The organism is Streptococcus salivarius (assembly GCF_009738225.1).
In the GTDB taxonomy this organism is placed as follows: domain Bacteria; phylum Bacillota; class Bacilli; order Lactobacillales; family Streptococcaceae; genus Streptococcus.
In genome coordinates this window covers 450,956-472,434 of sequence record NZ_CP018187.1, presented here as the reverse complement: position 1 = coordinate 472,434, position 21,479 = coordinate 450,956, and the positions used below count along the sequence as shown (strand labels likewise).

The window sequence follows — 21,479 nt, the reverse complement described above, 5'->3', positions numbered from 1 at the left end:
AAAGGGGATACAATGACTTCTCAAAAGAAAAAAACAACTCAAGCTAACAGAAAGAAACTGAACCTTCTTCTGCTTTTCCTAAATATTGTCCTTCTTGGCTTACTAGCAGTCTTTATGCTTAACCGACCAAATCAGTCGAAAAGCAAGCAACAACAGGCTCAGACCAGTCAATCTAAGAGTACAGCTAAGTGGAAAACCTATGATGACCCTGTCCAAATCCCTATCCTCATGTACCATGCGGTTCACGTTATGGATCCATCTGAGGCCTCTAACGCCAACCTCATTGTTGCTCCGGACAATTTTGAAGCGCAAATCAAGGCCTTGGCGAAGGCAGGTTACTATTTCCTAACGCCTGAAGAAGCCTACAAAGCCTTCACTGAAAACGCCCTACCTGCTAAGAAGGTTGTCTGGCTGACCTTTGATGATGGTAACGAAGATTTCTATACTATCGCCTACCCTATTCTCAAAAAATACAAGGCTAAGGCAACCAACAATGTGATCACTGGCTTTGTTAAGAAAGGAAATGCTGGAAATCTTACCGTCAAACAGATGAAAGAAATGATGGCTCACGGTATGAGCTTCCAGTCTCATACGGTTAACCACCCCGATTTGTCAACCACTGATAAGGCGACACAAAAGGTTGAATTATCGGATTCTATTGACTTCCTTGAAAATAAACTCAATACCAAGGTCAATACCATTGCCTACCCATCAGGTCGCTACAATCAAACGACACTTGACCTAGCTAAGAAAACTTACAAGTTAGGACTAACAACCAACGAAGGGCTAGCCAGTGCCAAGGATGGTCTTCTCTCACTTAATCGTGTCCGTATTCTGCCAACAACAACAGCTAAAGGACTTCTCAGCGAGATTGATACTGACAATGAGTAAAAGAAATCACTTGATTCAAGAATCAAGTGATTTTTATGTTCTAGTCAAATATTTCTGATAGGATAGCCACACCCTTGTCAATTTCAGCATCACTTAGGGTGATTGGTGGCAAAAGACGAATCACGTTTGTCCCTGCAGTTAAGACAATTAACCCCTTATCTCGAGCCGACTGGACCAATTCTCCTAAATTGCCAGTAGTCTCAATCCCAATCATATATCCCAAGCCACGTACAGTGGTAACCGTCTCTTTATCAGATAAAACTGCCTGCAATTTTGCTTGTAGCTGGTTTCCATTTTCAAGGGCAGTATCTAGAAAACTTGGGACCAACATAACTTCAAGCGTAGCTTTGGCCGCCGCCATAGCCAGTTTATTTCCTCCAAAGGTAGAGCCGTGACTTCCGTAAGAGAAGGCTTCTCCAAGAGATGACTTAGCAAGCATGGCACCAACTGGCACCCCATTTGCCAAACCTTTTGCCAGAGTAAAGATATCTGGTTCAATATCGTAGTGCTCATAAGCATAAAGCTTACCAGTACGACCAAGTCCTGTCTGAACCTCATCTACAATAAGATAAATACCCGTCTCCTTACAAAAGTCAGCCAAAGCCTTAACAAAGTCCTTATCAGCAGGTTGAACACCTGATTCCCCTTGAACCAACTCCAACATAATAGCCGCTGTTTCGTCACTAGCTAGGGCCTTGACACTATCTATGTCATTGAAAATAGCATAGCTAAAGTGGGGCACACCTTCACCAAAGCCTTGTTTGATTTTATCCTGACCAGTGGCAGACATGGATCCAAACGTTCGACCATGGAAGGAATTTTGGAAGGTAATGATTTCTTGTTTACCCGATGCCTTTCGGGCGATTTTTATGGCTGCTTCATTGGCCTCTGCACCACTATTACAGAAAAAGGCTAGATAGTCCTTGTCACCAATTAAAAGTCCAGCAACATCTTCTTGCAACTGATTGTGATAAAGATTAGGCTGGTGCAAAATCTTACCCACCTGCTCTGTCAAAGCCTGATTGACATGGGGATGATAGCCCAGGTTAGTTACCCCGATACCTGATGAAAAATCCAAGTAGGTCTTGCCAGTTGTATCAGTCAAATAATTGCCCTGTGCCGAAGCAAAATCAATCGCTGCCCGCTTATAGTTTGAAAATAGTTTTGTCATCTCTTACTCCTTGATTATGGTACCATCTGTCAGGTTATCACCAATGATGACCTGCTCAACACCGGCTTGAACTGTCTGAACAGCGCTTTGAATTTTAGGAATCATGCCCCCAGTTATCACGCATGACTCTATTTTTTTCTGAACGTCCACAAAATTCAGATGCTCCAAAACCTGACCATTTTCTAAAGCTCCCTTGACATCTGTCATAAGGATAAGTTTTTTGGCACCTAGACTAATTGCCACAGCTCTAGCAAGGTAATCCGCATTGATATTGAGCAAATCACCCTGCTCACTGTAACCCAAACTAGGAATCAAGGGGATCTTACCTTGAGCAAGGAGTGCTACTAAGGTCTGATTGGCGATGTTTTTGACCTCACCCACAAAGCCATAAGTCTCTTGATCCAAAAAATCAGCATGAACAAGGTCTGGCAATTCATCTACAAGCTGATAGGCTGGCAAACCCGCCTGTGTTAACTGACCTGCCAAGTTTTTCCCAACTATGTCAACCAAGGCTTCTTTAATCAAGGCCATATCTGACTGACTCGTCACACGAAGACCATTGACCTTGTGAATTGGAATATGATTCTCCTCCATCAGCTGATTAATAGCAAAACCACCCCCATGGATGATGATTATTTTTTGACTAGCCTGCTGCCATTCTGACAGTTTGGTCAATATCTCAGGAGTTAGCTGTTTACTGGCTACTCCACCAATCTTAATTACAATATATTCAGTAGTCATCAGTTAACTCCTTTTCCTTAGATAGTCTAAGTGTGATAGAGGGCATTAATCTTAACGTAATCGTAAGAAAGATCACAACCCCAAGCGGTTCCTTTTTCATGTCCAGCATGAAGATCTACCGTAATGGTCACTTCATCCTCATGCATGATGTCTTTCATTTCCTCATCATCAAAGGTCACAGGACTAGAGGCTAACATGACTGGCAGACCGCCAAGCATAATATCAACATTGTCCACAGGAACGTCCACACCGGCATAGCCAACAGCAGCTAGAATACGCCCCCAGTTAGGATCTTCACCAAAAATGGCTGTTTTGACCAGACTTGAACCGACAACAGATTTTGCCATCATACGAGCATCAAGAGCATTAGGAGCATTGATCACATCAACTTGGATGAGCTTATTGGCACCTTCACCGTCCTTGGCAATTTTCTTAGCCAATTCTTGCATCACGAAATTAAGCATTTTTGAAAATTTATCAAATTCTGGTGTACCTGGCAGAATCTCTTCATTGAGCGTGCAACCATTTGACATGACAAGAACCATATCATTAGTTGATGTATCCCCATCAACTGTAATCTGATTAAAGGTCTTTTCCACATTTTGGCTCAAAGCTAATTGAAGGGTGTCACTAGAAATATTAGCATCACAAGTAATAAACCCAAGCATGGTTGCCATATTCGGGTGAATCATGCCTGAACCCTTAGCGACACCAGACATAGTGACAACATCACGACCAAAAGTCTCCGTCACAGCAATAGTCTTAGTTGCTGTATCTGTCGTCAAAATCGCCTTAGCAAAATCATCAGTATTCCCATTGACCACCAACTTGGAAAGACCATTTTTCAAGGTATCCATTGGTAGCAACTCACCGATAACCCCTGTAGAAGCCACACCAACCAAATCTGGTTCAACACCTAACTTTTCAGCGGTCCACTCCTGCATGGTGTAAGCATCCTCCAATCCTTGAGTCCCTGTACAAGAATTGGCTACACCTGAGTTAACAACGATGGCCTTCATTTTCCCAGCCTTTTTAACTGAGGTCTTGGTCACAATCAGAGGAGCTGCGATAACCTTATTAGTCGTGTAGACCCCTGCCACACTGGCTGGTTTTTCAGAGACAATCCAACCAAAATCCATTTTTCTCTTTTTAAATCCTGCATGTAGCCCGTCTGCTGAGAATCCCAGCGGACTAGCAATTGTTCCATCTATGACTTTCATATTTTTTCTCCTAACTCTATGCTTACATCTACAAGTATGACGGTGTCAGAAGCAAACCTTCTGTCTCATCCCACCCCTGCATAAGGTTGAGATTTTGAACCGCTTGACCAGCAGCACCCTTAATCAAATTATCAATCACTGAAATAACTGTCAGAACATTGGTTTTCTCATTATAGGCAAAGCCAATATCTGTAAAATTCGATCCAATAACGTTGTGTAGTTCTGGCAAACTGTCTTGCACACGTACAAAGGGTTTATCACTATAAGCCTTTGTGAATGCTGAAGCTACATCAGCTACAGTCACGTCCTTCTTCAACTTACAATAAACCGTAGCCATGATTCCACGATTAACGGGTAAAAGCGACGTTGAAAACTGAATCTCAGGCATTTCCGGATTAAAGCCCTGCAAGGTTTGAACAATTTCAGGAATATGCTGATGATGATTAAGTTTATAAGTCACGTAATTATCATGAACATTGACAAAATGACTAGACTCACTCAAAGCTTTACCCGCACCAGTTAAACCAGACTTGGCATCCACAATAACACTATCCGTCTCAATCAGACCAGTAGCAACCAAAGGAATCAGTGCCAACTCCGTCGCTGTTGCATAGCATCCAGGATTGGCAATAAATTTCTTACCCTTTACATCTGTATATTCTGATAATGCGTATGTAAATTTATTCAAAACACTCTGCTTGGCAGGTGATTTTTTATACCATTCTTGATAAACATCTGCCGGCAAGCGATGATCCCCAGACAGATCAATAATAGGAAAATCAGCCAGAACAAATTCCTCTGCTAGCGAACTAGCGACTCCTGAAGGTGTGGCAAAGAAAACCAAATCCGCCTTTTTCATAATCTTTTCCGCATTGTAAGCTTCAATGTCTAAGTCACAAACACCTGTCAGATAGGGATACACATCAGACAATCGTCGGCCCACTTCCTTGGTTGCGTGAATAGAAACAAGTTCCACTTTTTTATGATTATTCAAAATTTTAACTAACTCTAAACCACTATAACCAGTGATACCAACGATTGAAACTTTCATTTATGCACTCCTTTTGTATAAATATGTAACTAGTTTATTGCATTTTTATTCATTTGTCAAGGAAAAATTGTAATTAATATGAAAAAACAAGCAGTCTTTTTCAACTACTTGTTTTCATGATTGCTATCTAGTTATTAAATAAATGCAAGTTAGCAATACGATTGACTGCTTCGACTAGACGCTCTGGCTCTACCAAAAGCCCAATACGAACATAAGCATCACCCGCAGGACCAAATCCTTTACCTGGTGCCACAGCAACATGGACCTTCTCAAGTAAAAGATCCGCAAAACTCTCACTGGTGTACCCCTCTGGCACAGGCATCCAAGCATAGAAAGAACCCCTGGATGGAAAGGCCTGCCAGCCAATCTTAGCAGCTGCCTGGACAAAAGCATCTCGACGTCTATCATAAGTCGCATTCAGTTGAGCAACAGCCTCCTCAGATTTAGGGTCTAAGAGAGCTGCAATCCCAGCCTCCTGCAAGGCAGGAAAGATTCCCACAAAAAGATGGTCTTGAATCAGATTTAAGGCTTCAATCATTTGCTCATTCCCAGCCGCAAAGGCCAGACGCCAACCAGCCATATTGAAAGTTTTCGAGAAAGTATAGAACTCAATGCCCACATCTTTAGCACCAGGTGTTGACAAGAAGCTAGGATTCTCATAGCCCTGATAACCCAAAGCTCCATAGGCTAAATCACTCACCACTCCTACTTCGTAAGTTTTCGCCCAAGCAACTAACTTTTCATAAAAGGCCTTAGTCGCCACAGCCCCCGTAGGATTATTCGGATAATTGATATAGATAAACTTAGCACGGCGAGCTGTCTCCTCTGGAATGGCATCCAGATCTGGCAAGAAATCATTTTCAGCCGTCAAAGGGAAGGTTTCATAGGTCACACGGCCTAAACTCACTCCTGACAAGTAATCTGGATAACCTGGGTCAGGCAAGAGCAAGAGGTCTCCAGGATTCATCAAAGCTAGGGGCAATTCCACTAGTCCAATTTTAGCTCCACCCATGACACAAATCTCACGCTCCGCATCCAAATCAACCCCATAATGTTTCTTGTAAAAACTAGCAGCTGCTTCCTTAAAAGGACGATTGCCTCGAAACTGTGAATACTTATGGCTAGCAGGATTTTTCGCTGAAAGGCACAGCGCCTCAACAATATGGTCATAAGTCGGTTGGTCGGGATTGCCTTGACCGAGATTGATCACATCTACTCCTTCCGCTACCTTGGCATTAACTTTAGCAACCAAACCTGCAAAAAACTGTTCTGGCAATGCCTTCAATAAGTCAGATTCTTCAAATAACATAAACGCTCCTTAATGATACAAGTCCGTGCGACGATCCTCAAAAACAGGAATCTGACCTCGAACCTTATCTACCTCTTCAAGATTAATATCGGCCGTAAAAATGCCCTCCTCATGCTCCTTGGATTGCAAGACCACATTTCCAAGTGGATCGATAACCATAGAATGCCCTGAAAAGACATCGTCTGATCCTGTTCCGACACGATTAACAGCAACTACAAAAGCTTGATTTTCAACCGCACGCGCCTTTAACAAAATCTCCCATTGTTGCACACGAGGTTCTGGCCACTGCGCTACCACAAAAAGTACCTTGGCCCCTTGCGCCATCTGTGTCCGCACCCATTCAGGAAAACGAATATCATAACAAATGACACTAGCAGCTGTCACACCATCAAGCTCAAATACAGACTCCGAAGACCCAGCAGACATATACTGGTCCTCTGCCATGAGGCCAAAGAGATGGACCTTGCTGTAGGTATTGATTAGGTCCCCAGACTTATTGTAGACGTAGGTCGTGTTGTAGAATTTGCCATCCTTCTCAATAGCAACGGACCCTCCGATAATAGCCACAGCATGTTTCCTCGCAAAATGAGACAAGAGTTCTTGAGAGTTCAAACCTTCCTTATCTGCAAGCCCATCCAGTTCATCTAAAGCATAGCCAGTATTCCACATTTCAGGGAGCACAATGACATCGGGATTGTCATCAAGCGCCCTTTCCAACATCTCTTTCACGTGCTTTTTATTTTCCACAGGCTGTCCGTGGGCAACATCCATCTGTACCAATGCGATTTTCATAGTAACCTCGATTCTATATTAACCATTATAGCACTCCAAAAGACGTCACAAAAATTGAAAAATTCAATCTCATGATAAAGAAAGGCTATCAAAAAAGGCTGGACACATTGTCCAACCTGATTCAATACTTCATTAAGCAATATCAACGTAACGGCGAGCACCGCTCACTGTCATGTATGAGAGCCATGTGTGACCATCGGCTGTCAAAACTTTGTCATAGTTAACACTCATGCCTTTGTCATAGTAGGCCAACTCTGGACTCGAAACCTTAGCTTCTGCCTTGATTGACGCACGACCTGTGAAGGTATAACGACCTGACTCTGGGAGACTTGGTTTTGCGGCTGGTTGACTTGCTTCTGGCTTAGCCGCTGCAATATCAACGTAACGACGGGCACCGCCTGCTGTCATGTATGAAAGCCATTGATGACCATCGGCTGTCAAAACCTTATCGTAGTTAACGCTCATACCTTTATCATAGTAGGCCAATTCTGGGCTTGAAACCTTGGCTTCTGCCTTGATTGACGCACGACCTGTGAAGGTATAAGTGCCTGATTCTGGAAGACTTGGTTTATCCGCTGGTTTAGCAACTGGTTTAACTTCTGGTTGACTTGCTGGCTTAGAGTCTGCCTTGGCTGCTGCAATATCAACATAACGACGAGCACCACTTGTTGTCACGTATGAAAGCCATTGACGACCATCGGCTGTCAAAACCTTGTCGTAGTTAACGCTCATACCCTTATCATAGTAGGCCAACTCTGGGCTTGAAACCTTAGCTTCTGCCTTAATTGACGTACGACCTGTGAAGGTATAAGTGCCTGATTCTGGAAGACTTGGTTTATCCGCTGGTTTAGCAACTGGTTTAACTTCTGGTTTAGTTTCTGTAGCTTTAACTGTTGCAATATCAACGTAACGACGGGCACCGCTTGCTGTTACATATGAGAGCCATTGATGACCATCGGCTGTCAAAACCTTATCGTAGTTAACGCTCATACCTTTATCATAGTAGGCCAATTCTGGGCTTGAAACCTTAGCTTCTGCCTTAATTGACGCACGACCTGTGAAGGTATAAGTGCCTGTTGCTGGAAGGTTGATGGCACCTGTAGTGGCTGGTTTGCTTTCAGCAGGTTTGCTGCTAGTAGCATAATCGCCACCTTCGATACCAAAGTACTCTTCCAAGCTCAATCCTGAATCGTGGATGTCTTTAGCTTCTTTACCCACATAGCGGATATGCCACGCTTCTGGCATGTAGCCGGTTGAAGCTTCTTTACCTGCTTGGAAACGCACGATAAAGCCATAGTTATGTGCATTGTCTTTAAGCCATTGACTAGCTCGTGCATCCTCAAGCAAGTTACCTGATTTATCAGTCAAATCAAAGACCAAACCAGTTTGGTGTTCGCTGAACCCAGGACGAGCTGAGTAACGGTCCGCAGCTGCTTGACCATCACGGCTTACGTAGTTGTCGTAAAGAGTCTTTTGATAATCGTAAGAACGGAAACCACTGTATGAACGTCCAACATTCAACCCTTGATTAATCATATCATCACGAAGGCGAACAAAGGCTGCCTTAGCTGTTGGGTTTTCACCTGGATTGTAGTCCTTAGAAAGACCATGCTTCTTATTGACAATGATAATATCATCGTATTTACCACGAACACTGTAGTAAGAACCGTTATTGGTCAATTTCCCTGTCACTTGAGTTTCAGTGATTTGAGGGACTGTAGCTGTAGTTTCTGTGATATAGGTTCTCTTACCATCCAACATATAGTAAAGATGCACAGAATAAGTACCCGCATCACCCTTATGGCTGGCTGTATCTACATGAACCTTATAGCTACCGTCTGATTGTTTATCAGCATGATACCAAGTGAGATCGTCTTGGCCATTCTTATCTGACCAGATTGGGACACGGACTTCTTTAACTTCTTTGCCACCACCTGAAACATTAGTTACAACAACATCAAAGCCATTAGACGTTTGGTTGGTGATAGTCAATTTTCCTGTGACTTGAGTTTCAGGGACTGTGGCTGTAGTTTCGGTAATATAAGTTCGCTTACCATCCAAAATGTAGTAAAGATGCACAGAATAGGTACCAGCATCACCCTTATGGCTGGCTGTATCTACATGAACCTTGTAGCTACCGTCTGATTGTTTGTCGGCATGATACCATGTAAGGTCGTCTTGACCATTCTTATCTGACCAGATTGGAACACGGACTTCTTTAACTTCTTTGCCACCACCTGAAACATTGGTAACGACAACATCAAAGCCATTAGACGTTTGGTTGGTAATCGTCAATTTTCCTGTGACTTGAGTTTCAGGGACTGTGGCTGTAGTTTCGGTAATATAAGTTCGCTTACCATCCAACATATAGTAAAGATGCACAGAATAGGTACCGGCATCGCCCTTGTGGCTGGCTTTATCTACATGAACCTTATAGCTACCGTCTGATTGTTTGTCGGCATGATACCAAGTAAGGTCGTCTTGGCCATTCTTATCTGACCAGATTGGGACACGGACTTCTTTAACTTCTTTGCCACCACCTGAAACATTGGTAACGACAACATCAAAGCCATTAGAGGTTTGGTTGGTAATCGTCAATTTTCCTGTTACTTGAGTTTCAGGGACTTTGGCTGTAGTTTCGCTAATATAAGTTCGCTTACCATCCAACATGTAGTAAAGATGGACAGAATAGGTACCAGCATCGCCCTTGTGGCTGGCTTTATCTACATGAACCTTATAGCTACCGTCTGACTGTTTATCAGCATGATACCAAGTGAGGTCATCTTGACCATCTTTATCTGACCAAATTGGGACACGGACTTCTTGGACTGTCTTGCCGCCACCTGAAACATTGGTAACCACAACATCGAAGCCGTTAGAGGTTTGGTTGTTAATGGTAAGGTTACCAGAAACACGGTTTTCTTGTGGTTTAGACTCAGTAGCTTTCAAGGTCGCAATATCCACATAACGACGTGTACCACTGTAACTGATGTAAGAAATCCATTGATGGTTATCCGCAGTCAAGACCTTGTCATAGTTCACTTTGTAGCCTTTTTCCAAGGTATAAAGTGTTTCTGCAGAAGCTTTAGGTTCGTTTTTAACATTCAAGCTACGTGTCACATTATAAGTGCCGCTTGCTGGAAGCTTTTCAGCACCAGTAACTTCTGGTTTTGCTTGATTAGTCTCTGTTGGTTTAACAGTTGGTGTTTCAGCTTTAGCAGGTGTCAAAGTCGCAACATCTGCATAATAGCGAACATAGTCATAACCAAGGTAAGAAATCCATTGGTGATTATCAGCTGTCAAAACTTTATCATAGATGACATGGTCACCCTTGCCGAAAACAAAAGTAGGTTTGAGGTCTGCTTTTGGTTCTTTCTTAATATCTGTGTCACGTGTAAAGTAATAAGTTCCTGTTGCTGGGATATCCAAAACACCTGTTGTGGCTTGAGTGCCATTAGAAGGCTTACCATCCCCATTACCACTATTACCGTTACCACTACCAGCTGCCACTGGTTTCACTGGCGCATAACGACGCACGCCAGAGTATGATTTGTAGCTAATCCATTGGTAGCCGTCAGCCGTCACGACTTGATCGTAAAGGACGCTGTCTCCTGGATTTACATAAAATTCAGCCTTGGCAGACACCTTGGGTTGATTCTTAATCTCTGTACGTTCCTTGTAGACATAAGTTCCTTGACTTGGAAGGTCGCTGTCTGTAGTTGTAGCTGGTTGGCTCACCAAACTAGTATTGACAGCTGCTCTCGTTAAGGCAGATACATCAAGGTTAGTGGCTGTTTCAGATGAAGCATTTGTGTTCCTTGTCGCTTCTGAGCTAGCAGTTGTTGATTCAGAAATTTTATCTGCTGCTTGTGAGGTACTAGCACTCACTTCACTTCTAGCCTCGCTAGTAGCAGTTTCACTAGCGGTTTGGCTAGTTGTTGAGACTTGGCTAGCTTTCTCGCTTGATACTACCCCATCGGTCGCTACACCACTGAAAATATCAGCTGCTGTCACAGCATCACTATCTGAGGTAGCACGCAAAGTAGCATCTGAAAATGTTGAAACCTCATGATGCTCATCAGCCAAAGCTTGACCTGCAAAGACCAAACTTGCTCCTAAAAGAACTGATGCTGCTCCAAATGAATATTTACGAATGGAAAAACGTTGTTGTTCGTGTAAAAATTTTTCTCGTTTCATATTAGTATTTCTCTCTATCAAATTGTTGTTACCGATTGATTGTAACATTAGGTGACAAATATTACAAGTATTTTACAGAATATTACTTAATATTTCTCACTTGTCCATTAGTATACCAAATTTATTTGACTTGTTCACACCTAAATCATAAACTGTCCAATTTTTGTCATAATCGGAAAATGACTGATTATACTTATATATTCGTTGTTTTTCCAAAAAAATGGAAAATAAAGTAAAAACACGACCGCTTTAAATGCCATCATGTTTCATTTTTGAACCTTTTATCAATGTCCTACATCTGAATATGAAATGTAGTATCGTTGACCATCCTTAACAAAACTATACCAGTTTCCATCAGGTAAAATTTCATATTTGTCCCAATCAACATCCCCTGCAGGAAGTTTAGAAACAGCTCCACTGTCTTTATCTGGCGCAGCATAAATAGGCGTTTCCTCATCAAGTGTCAATGTTCCAGAAGTAGCTGTCCAAGCACCTCGACCTCCCTCAACTCCTCCAACTTGAGAAGTTGGTGTTGTAGCTTGAGCCGCTTGTCCACCATCTGTAGCGCCTGCTTGAGCTTGTTCTTGAGAGGAAACTTTAGGTGCTACTGCTGAGGCCTGATTGTCATTTTCTTCATTTGTGACTGCTGAAGATGATGATTGAACTGATTTCTTATCCTTCTTAACAGCCTTACTTGAGCTTGAAGATGACTTCTTAACCGTTTTGGCTGGGCTACTACTTGTGCTAACACGCGCCGACTCATGACTATTAAACTTAGTCACTAAGAAGACAGCGAGGATAACTACAATAAGAGCTGATAGAATACCAATGAGTTTACTTGTATTTTTCATGAGTGAGATTCCTTTTCTGATAATTTACGAGGTTATTATAATATCTAGAAAGCTAAATTTTTCATTGAAGTCATAAACAGTCGTTTTTTCGTCATAATCAAACCACATCTTCTATTTTTAGCGTCTGTTTAAAACGATAGTCTTTAGATTGTGTTGACAAAGAACAATTAGGGTACTTCCCTAAAATCTCTCGAACAGTGGACAGACCTATACCACGTCCCTCTCCTTTACTTGAGCGGCCAAGTTTAAAGATACCGACTGTATTGATAGATTCTTGAGCAATGGTATTCTCCACTATTACTACCTTCGTCTCTCCACTGATAAGAGCAATGTTCACTTCTTTAGTACTGCTATCCAAACTCCCCTCAATAGCATTATCCAAGAAGATGGACAGCACCGTTATGAAATCCAACAATTCCATCCTCGATACTTCAAAGACGTCGCTGACCTCAAGGTGAACGGTAATAGACTGTCCCTGTGCTTCCAAGATTTTACTAGCCAAGACACCTTTAACGGCTTCATCTTTAATATTAATCAAGTTGGCAATTTCGTACTGTTTTCCCTCAATCCGAGTCTTTGTTTTTTCAAGAATGTTATCGTAGATATCAGAAATGATAGCTATATCTTTGGAGTCAATGCCATATTTGATACTAGACAAAACATTTAGGTAATCATGCCTAAATCGACGAAGATCAGTATAGAGTCTCTCGATTTGTTGACTATAATGAGCCAAATCACTCATTTGCCTATCTTTTTGGAGTAGGACTTCTTCTTTTAGCCTCTCACTGAAGGTCGCATTGATATAAACAAGGGTCGCAAGAAAGAGTAAAGCATAAGTCACCACGAGATAAACATGCCAATCTCTTCCTCCAGGGCTCTGTTGCACAAAAAAGGTAATATATTGGAGAAGGAGGGCATAAGATAACATTGATATATCTATAAGCAATAAAAAGTACTTTGAAAATGACTTTCTAAAACCATAGTTCAATGCTTTGAAATCTACTTTTAAGGTCTTAATGATTAACCAAAACACAGGAAAGACTAGCAACTCAATGACAAGGTTTAAATGGAAATGGTTAAGTACTATCATATAATGACGATTGATGACTAAGGCAATCCCATAAATAATAAGATTGGAAACAAGCCATAGAAAATATCTAATAACCTATTGCCATAACGATTTCTGTAGAAGGAATAAACAACCAAGAAGGCATGCCCTAAAACATAGGATAGGGCTGGAGAAAGCACAAACAAAAATCGGATAATCAAGGGGATGATGATATACCATCTTAACTTTATCTTCTCGGAGGTAATATATTGATAAATGAGAATAAAGAGGATAATCTCCGCTAAAAAGTCTAGATTATCCAACACAAAATTAATCGCTGTCATCGTCCAATTCTCTCAATCAATTTCTTTAGTTTCAATTTTGAAACATAGCAAACGCCACCATTTTCAAAATAGACCGTCCCCGTACTTTTATCTAATTTGATGATATTTTCTGGATTAACTAGGAAGGACTTATGACATTTAAACAGTCTAGGGTCGCTCTTTTCAATTTGAGAGAGACTGCCATAAAACTCAATCTGCTCCTCTTTAGTATAAAGGATAACCTTATGAACGATATCCGAGGTCTCAAGGTACAAGATATCATGAAAGGGAACCTGAATAACGGTCTTAACATTCTCAATCCGAAAAGCGTCTTCTGGATTCTGACTCTGTATCTTTTTGCAGGTTAATAAGATAATACTTTCCACACGCTTTTGAAAGTCCTCTCCCTCCAAAGACTTATCAATAAAGTCTAGAGCTGCCAGTTGGTATTGAAAAGTTAAGGGAAGATACTCTGAATGAGTCGTGAAAAAAACAATATTGGCATAGGGGTCGTTCTTGCGAATCTGCTTAGCCACTTCTAAACCTTTTTTAGTATCGTCTTTAATCTGAATGTCCAGGAAAAAGAGCTGATGAGATCCTCTCTCAGTAACAGACTCTAACAGTTGATTGGGTTTGTCAAAAACCTCAAAGTCACCCACTTTAATGTTATTTTTCTTAAGAATCGTATGAATAACCTCTTCAATACGATTTTGTTGGATAAAATGATCCTCTAAAACATAGATGTCAAGCATGGCATAACTTCCTTTAGCATAATCTTAAGAGAAATTCTAAGTTAGAGCATTTCTTTAATAAATGAACCTCTCTTATTTATTCAAAATGAGATTTATTGTTCTCTTTACTCATTTTACATTTTTATTACAAAAAAACAATAGTTTGTAACATTTTTTTACTTCAATCAACTAAAAAAACACCCCACAAAGTTAGATTTTATCTGTCTAACTTTTGGGGTGCAGTTCATAAATAGCAATCTTTTTCGTACTAGTTACGATAATAAGGGACACCTTCAGCAGTTTGGTCCTGACCAATAACAAGGTAATCAGAGCCGTTACTACCTCCAGAAATCGCTCTCAATGCAGCTGAGCTTGTATCTGAGAAAACTCCTGCATAGAAAATATTATCTGAAACTCTTTGAGGCTTCAATTGAGCAGTATAACCTGTTGAGTTTTTAATAATTGTACCATCAGCATTAATTGTAACTGATTCACCATTCGCATTAGTCCAAGTTCCCACAAGAGAGCTAATATCACCATTGTCAAGGGCACCAAAGTCAAGCGATGATTGACTATTATTTGTGTTCTTTTCAGATTTAACCTTGTCTGTTCCAGCTGTTGCTTCAGCCACTTGTCCACCATCTGTAGTACCTGCTTGAGCTTGTTCTTGAGAAGAAGTCTTAGGTGCTACTGCTGAGGCCTGATTGTCATTTTCTTCATTTGTGACTGCTGAAGATGATGATTGAGTTGATTTTTCATCCTTCTTAACAGCCTTACTTGAGCTTGAAGATGACTTCTTAACCGTTTTGGCTGGGCTACTACTTGTGCTAACACGCGCCGACTCATGACTATTAAACTTAGTCACTAAGAAGACAGCGAGGATAACTACGATAAGGGCTAATACTAAACCAATGAGTTTACTTGTATTTTTCATGATTGATGTTCCTTTTCTGATAATTTACTAGGTTATTATAATATATAGACAGCTAAATTTTTCATTGAAGTCATAAACGGCCGTTTTTTCGTCATAATCAGAAAATAACATTTAAAATAAAAATACTATATACATCAAACTGCTATGGTTTTTGGAACAAGCATCTTAGCTACAATCTCTTTTTGTTTAGCTTTTGAAACCAAGCATGACTCTCCGTTTTCAAAATAAATAATACCTAACTCTTTGTCCAACCTCACAATGTTTTCGGGATTTACAACAAATGATTTATGGCATTTATATAGTCTGCAATCTTGTTTCACAATTTCTGACAATTGACCATAGAACTCGATCTGCTCTTCCGTTGTATGAAGAATCACCTTATGAACTGTTGGAGATGTTTCAAAATAAAGAATCTTATGAAAAGGAACTTGTATAGTTGCATTCTTTGTATCTACCGTAAAAGCACACTCTATTTGGCTAAGACCATTTTTAGAAAGTGCTAATCCAATATCAGAAATAATCCTATCTTCATATTCATTATCAGGCAAATTCTTATCAATAAAATCAAGTGCAGCTAAGCGATACTGAAAGGTTGAAGGTAGGAGTTCGGGATGTGCTGTGATGAAAACAATACTAGCATAAGGATCTCGCTCACGAATCTGTTGAGCAACCAATATTCCCCCTTCGATATCACTATCAGATCCAATATCTAGAAAAAAGAGTAAATGCGAGCCCCTTTCCGTAATACGCTCTAATAATTGATTGGGTTTATCGTATAAATTGACCTTCCCAATTCTTAAAATATATATTTGTTTAGACTTGTGGATGGCATCCTCAAGACGAGCTTGTTGAAAATAATCTTCTTCTAAAACAAAAATATCTAACATGCTCAATACCTCCGTTTTATAACATTTCCTTTCAATAACTTGATGAATTAGCTACTTATAGAACGAATCCCATACTTTCATCTTGATTCTACAACTTTCGCTAATTTACGGCAAATATTTTCAAAACATATTGAACAATATATTTATTCAACTCTTGAAACCAAAAAACACCACCCTCAAAAGAGAGTGATGTTACAACTCTTAAGAAATATCTACATAGCGTCTTGCACCGCTATAGGTTACATAAGACAACCAGGTGTGGCCATCAGCTGTAAGGACCTTGTCATAGCGAACGGACATGCCTTTATCATAGTAGGCTAACTCTGGGCTAGCAACACTTGGTTGTGCCTTGATAGAGCTAGGTTTGGTAAAGGTATAGGTGCCAGTTGCTGCTAGGCTTGGGCTTGCTGGTTGAGCAACTGCTGTTGCCTTACCATCAATAGCAATGTAACGGCGGTTGCCTCCATGGCTAACATAAGAGAGCCATGTATGACCATCTGCAGTCACCAATCTGTCATAGTTAACGGACATACCAGCATCATAGTAGGCCAACTCTGGACTTGCGACACTTGGTTCTGCTTTAATGCTAGAGCGTTCCTTGAAAGTATAGGTACCAGAAGATGGTGTACTTGGTTGAACTGGTTGTTCTACTGGTTTAGTCACACTTGTTGGTGCGATAGCCACATAGAAACGATGTCCTGAATAGCTGAGATAAGAAAGCCATGTATAGCCGTCATTATTGACAACCTTGTCATAGTTAACTGACATACCTGAATCATAGTAGCTAACATCAGGGTTGGCTACCAAAGGTTGATTCTTAATGCCAGAACGAGCAGTAAAGGTGTATGAACCTGAAGCTGGAAGATTGTGGCGGGTTGCATTTTGAACTGGAACAGTTGTGCTAGTGCCTCCGATACCTACCATCTTACCGTCTTGAACATAGTAGAGATGGACAATGTATTCGCCTGCTTCAGCCTTATGATCACTAACATTGATGCGAACCTTGTAGCTACCATCACTTTGTCTGTCAGCTTGGTGCCATACAAGATCATCTTGGCCGTCCTTAGCTGTCCATACTGGAACTCTTACGCCTTGGATAGCTTTATCTCCACCAGAAACATTAGTGATATGAACATCGAAACCGAGGTTAGAGAGATTTTCAATATTGATAGTACCACTTGGTTTGCTTTCTTGTTGAGCAAGTTTAGACACGGCTACATAACGGCGGTTGCCATTGTAGCTGAGGTAAGAAAGCCATTGGTAACCATCACCACTGACAATCTTGTCGTAGTTGACTGACATGCCAGCATCGTAGTAGGCCAACTCTGGACTTGCCACACGAGGTTCTGCCTTGATGCTAGAACGTTCTTTGAAGGTGTAAGTTCCTGCATCAGGAAGGCTATAGCTAGTAGTTGTATGAGTTTCTTCAACTTTGGCAGGAACTGTGTAAGTTGTACCACCCACACCAACTAATTTACCATTAGTTTCAACATAGTAAAGATGAACATTGTAGAGGCCACGTTCATTCTTGTGGTCAATTAGACTAACGTTAACCTTGTAGTTACCATTGTTAAGACGAGTCGCATTGTACCAGATGATATCATCTTGACCATTCTTTTCAGACCAGATTGGAACAGATACCCCAAGGACACCATTTTGATCTGAAACATTACTGATAACCACGCTAAAGTCACCATTGTTATGACTTTCAATAGAAATGTCGCCTCTTGGTTTAGCTACAGCCTCTGCAACAGCACCTAGGTCGACATAACGACGAGTACCACTGTACGAAGTATAAGAAATCCAACGGTGGTTGTCAGCAAGCAAAGATCTATCGTAGTTGACTGACATACCAGGATCAAAATTGAACTCAGTTTTAGCAGTCAAGCTAGGTTGGTTCTTCACATCTGCAGGTTTAGTGAAATAATAAGTACCACGTTCAGGGATGGTTTCATCTCTAGTCGCCTCAGTGTTGCTACTAGTATTTTCGGCCTTCAAAGCTGCGATATCAGCATAGTAGCGTTCATAGTCGTAACCAATGTAAGAAATCCATTGGTGATTATCTCTCTTCAAGACCTTATCATAAATAACATGGTCACCTGCACTAAAGACGAAAGTAGGTTTGATATCCATGACTGGAGCTGTACGAATTTCAGTAGTGCGACGGAAATAATAGGTGCCGTTTGATGGGATATCAAGAGAACCATCAGCAGTCACTGGACCATCCACACCTGGCTGACTAGCATTAGTTAAGACAGTACGAAGACTAGTATCGACAGCTTCACGGTCAGTACCTCTAACTTCTGCTACTTCTGAAGTTGCTGAACGGTTAGTCTCACTTGCTACTTCAGAGCTAGCTACTGATGACACTTCAGAACGTGGGCTAGCCACTTCTGATCTAGAAACAGTAGCAACAGCAGATGCAGAATGAGCAACCTCTGCCGGTACTTCCAAAGAAGCAGCCTCGCTAGCCACTACACTATTAGCTTCAGAAGAGGCAACCTCACTGCTAGCAAGCTTAGGTCTTGGCGCTTCAGATCTTGAAGCTGGTTGATTGAGGACATCGGTAACAGCTTCTGAAGTTGCCTGGTCGATTTGAAGTGGTTCAGAATTATTTACAAAAACTTCATAATCCTTGCTGGTACTTGTGCTGTTGGCTTGTTCCTGAGCCAAAGCATGTCCACCAAGCATCAAGCTCGCACCAATCAAGACTGATGCAGCTCCAAAAGAATATTTACGAATTGAGTAACGTTGACGTTCCTTAACAACATATGCCTTTCTCATTTTGATCACTCTCACTTTCTAGGCTGTTTGATAAACATTGGAACCGTTTTCATATTTCTATTATACCCCTTTGAAATATTTTTTACAATTATTTCAATATTATTACTAAAGTTTATTTTGTAGAAAATTGATATCTAATTCTTTCAAATAACTATAATTAAGAAAAACCCCAAGAACTACCTGAGGGCTTTTGCTACATCTAATTCCTTGACACATTAAGCAAATCTGAATAGATTAATTAATTCATTCTGAGTTGATTTGACTATAGGTATCAATCTAGTCTAACTCTGATTCATCATAGATGTATTCTTCTAAATGTTCAGTCACTGTAATCTCATCGCAGGAGCTAACATTTTGAAAGTCCTTAATGTAAACAATTTTATACTGATTTGGTAGAAGTACAGGAAAGGCAATTGGCTCACCATTCTTACACACGCGAAACATCTGAAAGCTATCTGTTACGTTACTAATAAAGACAAACGGAAACAAATGAGGACTGGGAGAATTCAAATAGTGATAGATACCCTTTAAGGTACCACTAGTACTTCTTACTTCTCCTTGTTCTTTTTGAGACATTTTTAAAGTGTGCTCCTTCTACTACTTGTGATTTCCTTTTCTTAAGTACTGAGAGACAATACCATTAATCTAATTTATTGTAAACATGCATCCGACCATATATCGCATCAGAACCGAAACGAATCTGTCCGTTACTATCAAAGAAAATTGGGTCACTGGTTGGTCCATCATTATGAGCAAAACCTGCTACATAACCGCCATCTTGAGCAAAACCATTAAAGAGCTGACTACTTGTATCACTATAACCACTTTCAGCACCAACACGGGTTACACTACCGGATGGGGATACTGTAATTGTGTCCCCTAAGTCATTTTGATAGGTACCAGCAACACTAGAGAAATCACCATTAGCCATTGCCGTAGCATCAACCACTGTGGTAGCTGGTGTTTGTTCCGCTGAAGCAGCTGGTTGTTCTGTAGGAGTTCCTTGATTTACTCCAGCTGTTTCTTCACTAGGATTTGTTGGAGCAACTTCTTGTTGAGTAGATCCAGCAACATTTCCGGCTGATGGTTGTGAAGCCGTTTCTCCAGAGGTTGCCTTTGAGACCTCTTCTGAACTAGAAGATTTTGTCTTTTGCTCAGACTTCTTCGTTTTTTCTTTTGAAGATGGTTTTGTCGATTTCACTTTCTGACTAACCTTACTAGAGCTCGATGTTAATGTAGCTTCCTTCTTGTTATTACCACATGCACCAAGTAATAGAACGGAAGTTAAAGCGAGTGCGGTTAAAGTTGTGAAACGTTTTGTAGCAGGTTTCATAATAATTCTCCTTTTTACTCTATTTTAGACTGTGTCATTTTCAAAAATCTCAATGAAATAAGTTATATTCTTTAGTTCTTCTTATGGACATAATATACTGCATATTAGAAAAAAAGAACAGGACACGTATGTCCTGCTCTATTCTTTCATGGCATCTCTCATTTTCTCTGACATGATGTCAGCTAAAGAGGTATCTCCTAATAATCTAGCCAAGATTATCCCTTCTTGATAAGCCTTTTTAGCCTCAAAAATATCATTCTTTACAACATATAGATACTGTCCCTCTAGCATTCTCAAAATTGGTTTTTTCTGAAAATCTTGAGTTTCCTCCATAATACGATGCAGTTGATTGAATGCTACTTCCGATAAATGAAACTTTTTTCGTTCATATTCAACTATTGGAACCATTAATAAGGCATCCCTAAGTAAAAACAAATACTCCGTGGGAATATTATCATAACTATTTATTAGATTTCTACAAATGGTATAAAAGGTCCCTTCACTAAACCCATCTGACCTCATACTATCACCATCTCCTAACGAGATTTGATATAGTTCTATAAGTAGTAGATCATTGATAGTGTATACCCTTTTCTCACATAATGATGGTAAACTCTTCTCCAATATGCTCATACCAAATTTTTGGTGTGTCTTTGAAGTATATGAGTAAAGTTTTGACTGTAAGATATCAACAACCCTCTGTTCATCAGCAGGCAAATCATCATAATAGCTATCAATAATTTTACCCAGCTTTTCGTCTAGTTTCATTAGATTATTTGGCTTATCTAGACTAGTCGCATGCATCAATTGATATTTGAGATTGAGGTATTCTACCGGCAGCTTTGAGACTACAGTCCTCTCTCCAAGCAATTCCGATAAAGATATATTCAGACGTCTTGCCAAGTGCTCTAAGGTCTCTAATTTAGGTTGAGACTTCCCTGTTTCTATACGTGTCAATTGCCGTACTGATAAAACCTCATCCCCTTCACAAAATTTTTCTTTAGTGAGTCCTTGTGCTAATCTCAACTCTCTTAACCGATGACCAAAGTCTTGTCCAAACATCGCTAGCTCCCTTTTACTTGAAACTATTATAATTTTTATGATTTGTAATAGTATACCACCCAGTATTCACTATTTCAATTATGAAACGAAAATAATCATTACTTTCAATACCACTTACAAAGAAAAAAGATAGGATTTTCATCCTACCTTTTCA

At 40.5% G+C, this 21,479-nt stretch carries 18 protein-coding genes; 1 reads left to right on the top strand and 17 read right to left on the bottom strand.

Going from position 1 to position 21,479, the window contains the following annotated elements; genetic code table 11:
* Nucleotides 1–12 precede the first annotated feature (12 nt).
* Nucleotides 13–891, top strand: coding sequence for a polysaccharide deacetylase family protein (locus tag BSR19_RS02425; protein ID WP_156246424.1), 879 nt, complete (start codon nucleotides 13–15; stop codon nucleotides 889–891).
* 40 nt (nucleotides 892–931) lie between these two features.
* Here the strand turns inward: BSR19_RS02425 and BSR19_RS02420 are convergent, their stop codons facing one another.
* The 17 genes from BSR19_RS02420 to BSR19_RS02345 all read right to left on the bottom strand — a co-directional run bounded on the left by BSR19_RS02420 (nucleotide 932) and on the right by BSR19_RS02345 (nucleotide 21,325).
* Nucleotides 932–2,062 carry an acetylornithine transaminase gene (locus tag BSR19_RS02420; protein ID WP_156246421.1) on the bottom strand — a complete coding sequence of 377 codons (1,131 nt, stop codon included), beginning with the start codon at nucleotides 2,060–2,062 and terminating at the stop codon, nucleotides 932–934.
* A 3-nt stretch (nucleotides 2,063–2,065) separates the two neighbouring features.
* On the bottom strand, nucleotides 2,066–2,803 hold the full coding sequence (gene argB / locus BSR19_RS02415) for an acetylglutamate kinase (RefSeq protein WP_156246419.1): 738 nt from the start codon (nucleotides 2,801–2,803) through the stop codon (nucleotides 2,066–2,068).
* Nucleotides 2,804–2,829: 26 nt separating this feature from the next.
* Nucleotides 2,830–4,023 (bottom strand): bifunctional glutamate N-acetyltransferase/amino-acid acetyltransferase ArgJ, encoded by a 1,194-nt coding sequence (gene argJ, locus BSR19_RS02410; RefSeq protein ID WP_156246417.1) that lies wholly within the window; start codon nucleotides 4,021–4,023, stop codon nucleotides 2,830–2,832.
* Between the two features lie 28 nt (nucleotides 4,024–4,051).
* On the bottom strand, nucleotides 4,052–5,074 hold the full coding sequence (gene argC, locus BSR19_RS02405; RefSeq protein WP_156246414.1) for an N-acetyl-gamma-glutamyl-phosphate reductase: 1,023 nt from the start codon (nucleotides 5,072–5,074) through the stop codon (nucleotides 4,052–4,054).
* Between the two features lie 127 nt (nucleotides 5,075–5,201).
* Complete coding sequence (locus BSR19_RS02400; protein ID WP_014633993.1) at nucleotides 5,202–6,383, bottom strand: pyridoxal phosphate-dependent aminotransferase; 1,182 nt, start codon at nucleotides 6,381–6,383, stop codon at nucleotides 5,202–5,204.
* A 9-nt stretch (nucleotides 6,384–6,392) separates the two neighbouring features.
* On the bottom strand, nucleotides 6,393–7,175 hold the full coding sequence (locus tag BSR19_RS02395) for a carbon-nitrogen family hydrolase (RefSeq protein ID WP_014633992.1): 783 nt from the start codon (nucleotides 7,173–7,175) through the stop codon (nucleotides 6,393–6,395).
* Nucleotides 7,176–7,307: 132 nt separating this feature from the next.
* Nucleotides 7,308–11,372, bottom strand: coding sequence for an LD-carboxypeptidase LdcB/DacB (gene ldcB / locus BSR19_RS02390; RefSeq protein WP_156246412.1), 4,065 nt, complete (start codon nucleotides 11,370–11,372; stop codon nucleotides 7,308–7,310).
* 284 nt (nucleotides 11,373–11,656) lie between these two features.
* Nucleotides 11,657–12,223: a transcriptional regulator gene (locus BSR19_RS02385; RefSeq protein WP_156246408.1), complete on the bottom strand. Its 567-nt coding sequence runs from the start codon at nucleotides 12,221–12,223 to the stop codon at nucleotides 11,657–11,659.
* A gap of 97 nt (nucleotides 12,224–12,320) precedes the next feature.
* A complete protein-coding gene (locus tag BSR19_RS11565; protein ID WP_231605976.1) occupies nucleotides 12,321–13,151 on the bottom strand; it encodes a sensor histidine kinase in 831 nt (276 codons plus the stop codon).
* 179 nt (nucleotides 13,152–13,330) lie between these two features.
* Nucleotides 13,331–13,615 (bottom strand): hypothetical protein, encoded by a 285-nt coding sequence (locus BSR19_RS11560; RefSeq protein ID WP_231605975.1) that lies wholly within the window; start codon nucleotides 13,613–13,615, stop codon nucleotides 13,331–13,333.
* The gene (locus BSR19_RS02375; RefSeq protein ID WP_060973247.1) at nucleotides 13,612–14,346 is read right to left on the bottom strand and encodes a response regulator transcription factor; all 735 of its coding nucleotides are present in this window, start codon (nucleotides 14,344–14,346) and stop codon (nucleotides 13,612–13,614) included. Before BSR19_RS02375 ends, BSR19_RS11560 begins: the two co-directional genes overlap by 4 nt.
* Nucleotides 14,347–14,593: 247 nt before the next feature.
* Nucleotides 14,594–15,259 (bottom strand): DUF6287 domain-containing protein, encoded by a 666-nt coding sequence (locus BSR19_RS02370; RefSeq protein WP_156246406.1) that lies wholly within the window; start codon nucleotides 15,257–15,259, stop codon nucleotides 14,594–14,596.
* Nucleotides 15,260–15,393: 134 nt separating this feature from the next.
* The gene (locus BSR19_RS02365) at nucleotides 15,394–16,146 is read right to left on the bottom strand and encodes a response regulator transcription factor (RefSeq protein WP_060973375.1); all 753 of its coding nucleotides are present in this window, start codon (nucleotides 16,144–16,146) and stop codon (nucleotides 15,394–15,396) included.
* A gap of 201 nt (nucleotides 16,147–16,347) precedes the next feature.
* Nucleotides 16,348–18,930 (bottom strand): SH3 domain-containing protein, encoded by a 2,583-nt coding sequence (locus BSR19_RS02360; protein WP_060973380.1) that lies wholly within the window; start codon nucleotides 18,928–18,930, stop codon nucleotides 16,348–16,350.
* Between the two features lie 276 nt (nucleotides 18,931–19,206).
* On the bottom strand, nucleotides 19,207–19,506 hold the full coding sequence (locus BSR19_RS02355) for a hypothetical protein (RefSeq protein WP_060973374.1): 300 nt from the start codon (nucleotides 19,504–19,506) through the stop codon (nucleotides 19,207–19,209).
* 64 nt (nucleotides 19,507–19,570) lie between these two features.
* The gene (locus BSR19_RS02350; RefSeq protein ID WP_038675425.1) at nucleotides 19,571–20,263 is read right to left on the bottom strand and encodes a DUF6287 domain-containing protein; all 693 of its coding nucleotides are present in this window, start codon (nucleotides 20,261–20,263) and stop codon (nucleotides 19,571–19,573) included.
* A gap of 138 nt (nucleotides 20,264–20,401) precedes the next feature.
* A complete protein-coding gene (locus BSR19_RS02345; protein WP_060973373.1) occupies nucleotides 20,402–21,325 on the bottom strand; it encodes a helix-turn-helix domain-containing protein in 924 nt (307 codons plus the stop codon).
* Nucleotides 21,326–21,479 lie beyond the last annotated feature (154 nt).

What these genes read in the sequence shown, in the direction of transcription:
- BSR19_RS02370 (WP_156246406.1), bottom strand. Translation starts at nt 15,259, where the DNA reads ATGAAAAATACAAGTAAACTCATTGGTTTAGTATTAGCCCTTATCGTA.
- BSR19_RS02425 (WP_156246424.1), top strand. Translation starts at nt 13, where the DNA reads ATGACTTCTCAAAAGAAAAAAACAACTCAAGCTAACAGAAAGAAACTG.
- ldcB (WP_156246412.1), bottom strand. Translation starts at nt 11,372, where the DNA reads ATGAAACGAGAAAAATTTTTACACGAACAACAACGTTTTTCCATTCGT.
- BSR19_RS02375 (WP_060973247.1), bottom strand. Translation starts at nt 14,346, where the DNA reads ATGCTTGACATCTATGTTTTAGAGGATCATTTTATCCAACAAAATCGT.
- argJ (WP_156246417.1), bottom strand. Translation starts at nt 4,023, where the DNA reads ATGAAAGTCATAGATGGAACAATTGCTAGTCCGCTGGGATTCTCAGCA.
- BSR19_RS02350 (WP_038675425.1), bottom strand. Translation starts at nt 20,263, where the DNA reads ATGAAACCTGCTACAAAACGTTTCACAACTTTAACCGCACTCGCTTTA.
- BSR19_RS02395 (WP_014633992.1), bottom strand. Translation starts at nt 7,175, where the DNA reads ATGAAAATCGCATTGGTACAGATGGATGTTGCCCACGGACAGCCTGTG.
- BSR19_RS02360 (WP_060973380.1), bottom strand. Translation starts at nt 18,930, where the DNA reads ATGAGAAAGGCATATGTTGTTAAGGAACGTCAACGTTACTCAATTCGT.
- BSR19_RS02345 (WP_060973373.1), bottom strand. Translation starts at nt 21,325, where the DNA reads ATGTTTGGACAAGACTTTGGTCATCGGTTAAGAGAGTTGAGATTAGCA.
- BSR19_RS02385 (WP_156246408.1), bottom strand. Translation starts at nt 12,223, where the DNA reads ATGAAAAATACAAGTAAACTCATTGGTATTCTATCAGCTCTTATTGTA.
- argB (WP_156246419.1), bottom strand. Translation starts at nt 2,803, where the DNA reads ATGACTACTGAATATATTGTAATTAAGATTGGTGGAGTAGCCAGTAAA.
- BSR19_RS02355 (WP_060973374.1), bottom strand. Translation starts at nt 19,506, where the DNA reads ATGTCTCAAAAAGAACAAGGAGAAGTAAGAAGTACTAGTGGTACCTTA.
- BSR19_RS02365 (WP_060973375.1), bottom strand. Translation starts at nt 16,146, where the DNA reads ATGTTAGATATTTTTGTTTTAGAAGAAGATTATTTTCAACAAGCTCGT.
- BSR19_RS02400 (WP_014633993.1), bottom strand. Translation starts at nt 6,383, where the DNA reads ATGTTATTTGAAGAATCTGACTTATTGAAGGCATTGCCAGAACAGTTT.
- BSR19_RS11560 (WP_231605975.1), bottom strand. Translation starts at nt 13,615, where the DNA reads ATGACAGCGATTAATTTTGTGTTGGATAATCTAGACTTTTTAGCGGAG.
- argC (WP_156246414.1), bottom strand. Translation starts at nt 5,074, where the DNA reads ATGAAAGTTTCAATCGTTGGTATCACTGGTTATAGTGGTTTAGAGTTA.
- BSR19_RS11565 (WP_231605976.1), bottom strand. Translation starts at nt 13,151, where the DNA reads ATGTTATCTTATGCCCTCCTTCTCCAATATATTACCTTTTTTGTGCAA.
- BSR19_RS02420 (WP_156246421.1), bottom strand. Translation starts at nt 2,062, where the DNA reads ATGACAAAACTATTTTCAAACTATAAGCGGGCAGCGATTGATTTTGCT.